Origin of the sequence: Pseudomonas sp. AD21 (genome assembly GCF_002878485.1) — a bacterium.
Taxonomy (GTDB): domain Bacteria; phylum Pseudomonadota; class Gammaproteobacteria; order Pseudomonadales; family Pseudomonadaceae; genus Aquipseudomonas.
Map to the genome: position 1 here is coordinate 1 of NZ_NQYG01000115.1, position 6,093 is coordinate 6,093.

Annotated in this window: 3 protein-coding genes; all 3 read left to right on the forward strand. The window is 51.3% G+C overall.

Annotation, left to right across the window (positions count from 1 at the left end; genetic code table 11):
- Positions 1–848 precede the first annotated feature (848 nt).
- A complete protein-coding gene (locus PseAD21_RS29090; protein ID WP_102359142.1) occupies positions 849–3,203 on the forward strand; it encodes an AAA family ATPase in 2,355 nt (784 codons plus the stop codon).
- Positions 3,200–5,047: a UvrD-helicase domain-containing protein gene (locus PseAD21_RS29095; protein ID WP_102359143.1), complete on the forward strand. Its 1,848-nt coding sequence runs from the start codon at positions 3,200–3,202 to the stop codon at positions 5,045–5,047. Before PseAD21_RS29090 ends, PseAD21_RS29095 begins: the two co-directional genes overlap by 4 nt.
- A 161-nt stretch (positions 5,048–5,208) precedes the next feature.
- On the forward strand, positions 5,209–5,961 hold the full coding sequence (locus PseAD21_RS29100) for a DUF2971 domain-containing protein (RefSeq protein WP_102359144.1): 753 nt from the start codon (positions 5,209–5,211) through the stop codon (positions 5,959–5,961).
- Positions 5,962–6,093: the final 132 nt, after the last annotated feature.

The window sequence follows — 6,093 nt, forward strand, 5'->3', positions numbered from 1 at the left end:
AAGCCGGAATCGAACCGGCACGCCCTTACGAGCGGGGGATTTTAAGTCCACGAATAAATCATTAAAAATCATACACTTATGATCTTAATTTTTCCGCAAGCATCGAAAATCGCTCCTTCTGCAGACCAACAAAAACAAGGACTCAAAAAAAATTGCGGAATAGTATTTTCAGCCGTGAACCCGCTTCCGACAAGGAGCCTGATCAGTTTTGAGGCTCGTACATCGTGCTGATTCATTGGGTGCGCCCCTCCAAACCTAAATAATGATTAGTCGCCCTACCTAATTCGGCATAGCGACCATCTTCTATGAGGTTTGGATCAAGCCGGAACCACTTCGACCCCCACATTCATACCGCTGACCTGTAGCATAAGTTTGCCACCGTTCCTTACCACTTTTGCTTGGGGCATGTAGGCATAGTGGTAGTGATAGTGATAGTAGTAGGTCGCTTGCCGCCACTTTTGTCCACCATAAAACTCGAACTCAGTGTCCTGATCCTCGAAGCCTTTAAATTCTCCACTTAGCCTTCCTTCACATACAATCATGACGCCCCCTGTGTTGAGATATTCTTGTCAGTCGGTGTGATACATCATGCCTTGATGACGCCACTTTAGTGCTCAATCGATTTCAATTATAGGCGACGTCTCAGACGCAACCTGCGGCGACCGAGTCCCCCCTCTGGGAAAAAGTACAAACAGAACAAATTACCTCTTGGATGGCTCGGTACACCTCTCATCTCGAGAAGCAGCCACCTCGGCCGCCGGAATACCGCAGTAGGACTGTTTGCCATTCCTTTCTTCCGAGCTACATTCACTAGCATTGTCACACTACCCTGAACTCAAGGACGAAGCATGCAGATAAAGCATCTGGAAATTGCCAATTTCCGTAAGCTCCATTCAGTTCGGATAGATCTTTCCGATAAAACCACTTTGCTAGTGGGTGCAAATAACAGCGGAAAGTCTTCTGCGATGCTCGCGCTACGCAAATTCTTGAGTGGTAAAGCTTCTGGAATCAGGATGCAAGACCTGACTCTCTGCCATTTCGATTTTATCGACGACATCGGTCGTCTATGGGAGACAGCAAGCGCTTCTGATGACCTTCCCGTAGCAAATGACTGGGACAGCTGGCTTCCCCATCTCGATATCTGGATCTCTGCCGAGGCCGGCGAATTTCACTATGTCCGTGACCTCATCCCTAACTTTGAGTGGAATGGTGGCCTGGTAGGCATGCGGTTCCGTCTGGAGCCTGAGGACATGGCCGAGTTATTTGCCGATTACCGGAAACAGCGCGAACGGGTCGGAACCCTCGAGGATGTCTTGGCGGCAAATCTCGAAATGAATGGTCAGCCTCAAAGTGAAGACGTCACTTCAGATACGGACGTGGTTGGACTGGTGCAACATCAAACCAGATTGCGCCTCTGGCCTCAGAATTTGACAGACTACCTAAGTCGCCGGCTCGGTAAAATGTTCAAAATACGTTCGTACCGTTTGGACCCTAGCAAACTTCACACTCCTCCTAGGATGATGCGTAGAGCGATGCCACAAAGGCTTTCGACAACTGCATTAGCATTGGAAAAAAACCCTTTAGAAGGATTGATCAAGATTCACGAGATCAACGCTCAACGGGGATTCGGTGATCATGGGGACGACGGCCAGACCGACTCCAAGTCGACGGGAGGCAAGAAGCTATCTGAGCAGCTACGCACTTACTACGATAAACATCTTGATCCGGGTGATACACCGGAAGTATCCGACCTTGAAGCACTGCGTGCCATTGAGGTCGCTCAGTCCGCCTTCAACTCTCGGCTCAGCACCAGCTTCGGCCCAGCACTGTTACAAGTTCAGACATTGGGGTATCCCGGGCGCAGCGATCCTACGATTACCCTTCAAGCAAAACTTGCAGCTACAGATGGGCTCAATCACGAGGCTGCTGTGCTGTTCGAGGTCGACTCAAAGAATGCTGCGCCCGGCGCGTCAGTCTTGCGGCTACCTGAAACGTCAAACGGTCTGGGCTATCAGAATCTGATCTGGATGATATTTCGACTGATGAGCTTTCGCGATGACTGGCTCAAAAAGCATCGAAACCCTGAGGAGCAGACTACTGTCGGGTTAGAGCCCATCCACTTGGTGTTGATCGAGGAGCCCGAGGCACACCTTCATGTCCAGGTGCAGCAAGTGTTTGTTCGGCATGCGTATGAAGTGCTTTGCGAAGACGATCTGATAAAGCGTTACCCCAATCTCAAAACGCAGTTGGTGGTCAGCACACACTCCAGTCATGTCACGCACGAGGTTGAGTACGAACACCTTCGCTATTTTCGACGCCTGCCGGCAGGAATGGACAATGTGAATGTACCCGTATCCACGGTGTCCAATCTGTCAAACGTCTTCGGCGAAGGTTCCTACACAAAGGAGTTTGTTACTCGATATCTTAGAGCACAACACGCGGATCTTTTCTTCGCCGATGCGGTGATACTGGTCGAGGGTACTGCGGAACGGATGCTTCTCCCACACTTTCTCCGTACGCAATTTAAATTCCTTGACCAGTGCTACATCACCATCCTGGATATCGGGGGTAGCCATGCTCATCGGCTGAGACCACTGATTGACGCTCTCGGCATCGTGACGCTGGTCATCACCGATCTGGATGCGGGGAAAAACAAAGTTGCGAAACCAGCTCGGCGCGGTGCCGATCTATCAACCAATAACCCCACTCTGAAACACTGGCTAAGAATGAAGGAAGCGTCAGTCAAGGTGGACGACTTGCTGGGATTGTCTGATGAACAGAAATGCCAGGAGCTCGATGAGCTATTTGCGATCCGCGTTGCCTACCAAACGCCGATCCTTACCCAGCTTCAAGGAACCGGACCAACCCCTGTGGAGGTGTTGGCCAATACGTTTGAAGACAGCCTTGTGCTTAGCAACGCCAAGCACTTCGCTGCTCGCTCCGGCCGCGGTTTGGTCGGCCGATTTGCTCGGTCTCTTCAGGTAGCCAAGACACCGGAGGAACTCGCGAATGATCTTTTTGAAGCGTTGAGAGACGGCAATAAGGCTGAATTTGCTCTGGAAGTACTAGGTGATGCTGCCTTCCCTGAGCTAACAGTGCCTGATTATATTCGGGAGGGTCTGGAGTGGCTTGAGTCGAAGCTTCGCAAAAAACAGTCAGAGCTCGTTTTGGTTACGACCATGTCTACGGAGGTTGAGGCATGACCGCATTGCCAGATGCTGACGACATGATTCAACAATGCCTCAACATGGAAACTCCCAAGAGTTTCTTCTTGTATGCCGGCGCCGGCTCAGGGAAAACCTACTCACTCGTCGAGGCAGTACGTGGGTTCAAAAAAAGAGCGCACGAGCAGTTGACGGTTGAGGGGCGCCAGATTGCGATTATTACCTACACCAACGCAGCCGCGGAAGAAGTCAAGCGTCGACTGGAGCACGACCCTTTGGTTTGGGTGTCCACCATACACTCCTTCGCTTGGGAGATGATCAAGGGATTCAACGATGACATACGCGTCTGGCTGCGATTGAAATTGGCCAGCGATATTGATGAGCTCGACAAAAAGCTGGGCAAAGCTCGTGGGGAAAACAAAACCTTTAGAGCGAACAAGGCAGAGCGGGATCGCAAGGCGAAACGTCTCGCCAACATTGAGCACATATATGACTTCACCTACAGCCCCACGGGCGAAAACCGTGGTCACCAAGCGCTAAACCATTCGGATGTGATAGGGCTCGCGGCAGCGTTCATCCAACGAAAACCACTGCTTGACGTTTTGGTGGACAAGCATCCGGTTTTGCTGATTGATGAGAGCCAAGACACCATGGCCTCATTGATGGACGCGTTTCTGGTTGTGCAGGCGCAAGCGTCTGAACGGTTCTGCCTGGGCTTACTGGGTGACACCATGCAAAGCATCTACGGTCACGGCAAGCAGAACCTGGACGCAGCCATTCCGCCCGATTGGGCGAAGCCCGAGAAGATCATCAACAGGCGATGCCCAGTACGGATAGTCGAGCTGATCAATGCCATCCGGTGGCAGGTCGACAAACACCAGCAGAAGCCGCTGGATGGTGCCTTGGAGGGTACAGTACGGATGTACTGTGTTCGAAGCCAGCCATCCTCCAGCTTCGAAGTTGAGGATCGGGTTGCTAACTACATGGCCGACATCACTGGCGACCTCGTATGGAGGTTGGGTATGGAGGGTCGAAAGACACTGATTCTTGAGCACAAAATGGCGAGCCGGCGAATGGGATTCGACGATGTATTTGTTCCGCTTTATCAGGTTGAACATCTTAAGACCGGTTTATTAGATGGCACGCTTCCCGCACTCAGAGTTTTCCTAGATGGGGTGATACCTATAACCGAGGCCGCTCAGGTAGACAGCTTCAAACTGATGGAGGTTGTTAGACTAATCTCGCCGCTATTGGCTAGGGAGCGGCTCGCAGCATCGCCTGACCAGAAGTCAACCATAGAGCAAGCCCGCGCCGGAACTCAGGATTTACTAGCTCTCTTTACTGAAAACGATCCGTTGATTGGTGACGTCGTGGGTGTGCTGCTACGCACGTATCTGTTGCCTGTCCCTGAAAGACTTCAGGCCGCTTTTGAGATGGGTGCAACCACCGAAGATTTTCCTGAGATTGGCGATCGTGAAGTGATGGAAGTCCATGCTTATCGCCTCTTAATCAGCAGCCCTTTCTCCCAACTTAACGCGTATGCCAAATACTGCAGTGAGCTCTCCCCCTATGGCACCCACCAAGGGGTGAAAGGGCTGGAGTTCCCGCGAGTCATGGTAATCATTGATGATGAGGAGGCAGCTGGTTTTTTATGGAGTTACGAGAAGGCGCTGGGAGTCAAACCACCCTCCTCTTCGGATATCCAGAAAGAGGCAGAGGCATCAGACAACCCACTGACTCGAACACGTCGCTTGTTTTACGTCACATGTAGTCGTGCGCAGGAAAGTCTGGCGGTCATTTTCTATACCGAAGATCCAGAGGCTGCACGCCGAAGCGTTATCAAGGCAGGCTGGTTGCGTGAAAATGAGATAGAGGTGCTGTAACTTGTTGGAGCGGAGCGTCTGGGCGGAAAATATAAAGCAAAAGGTAGGCTTCCACTGCAACGTCACCCATCTCGAACGTGCCTCTGCACAATCAAGAGTGCAGTTCTACCCCAACAATTAGCGATGGCTCCCACGACCATCTCTGCCGCGTAGGAAAATGCATGCCAGCTCACCAAATTCTCAGGCGCGAATGGATCGCTGCAGGATATAAACCAGACATGGGCAGCGCAATCGCCTGCCCTCCACCAACTAATAGTTCGACAATTCGCTTATACAATCTTACCAGCGTCAAGTATGCCCTTAGTAATATAGAGAATAGGCGCATCAAGGTCTCGCGCTTTGCAGACCTGAACGATCCCTTCGAGCTACTTGCCGCAAATTTCAAAGAGCAAAAGATGCGCCAGGTCGTAAGAAACTGGAAAGATAAACGCCATTCGTTGATGGGCCTATTGTGCTTTGCTGGCGATTGGTCGGAGCCAGTAATGTGGAGTCACTACGCTGAAAAGCACACTGGAATCTGTTTAGGCTTTGACGTTAACCGCGATACAGTTCAGCAGGTCAGCTACCAAGACGACCGCATCCTTGATGCGTTAGGCCCTACACCAACCCCTGAGAAGCTGAGCGAGGAGCTACAACAGCAGTTACTGTGCACCAAGTCGGGGGGGTGGCGGTATGAGGAAGAGTACCGTCGATTCGTGAATCTGAGCGAAGCAATCGCTGAGGACTCACGCCATTTCTGGCCAATCAGTAATGATATTGAGCTGGTGGAGGTGATCCTCGGACCGCTATGTGAGGAGCCGCTCGAGTCGGTAAGACAAAAAGTCAGAATGCATTTTCCCAACGCAGTTGTATTTAAAGCTCGGCTAGCATTCCAATCCTTCAAAATCGTGCCAGACGCACGGACGGTTCCATAGGGGCCAGCGCAATGTGGCCAATAAGTTTTTCTTGCGGAATCGAAAACTCCTAAGCAATTGAAACTATTCGAATAATCGATGGGCTTGAAAACCGTCGACTGTAACAGGTCCATGAGTTCGAATCCCATCGCC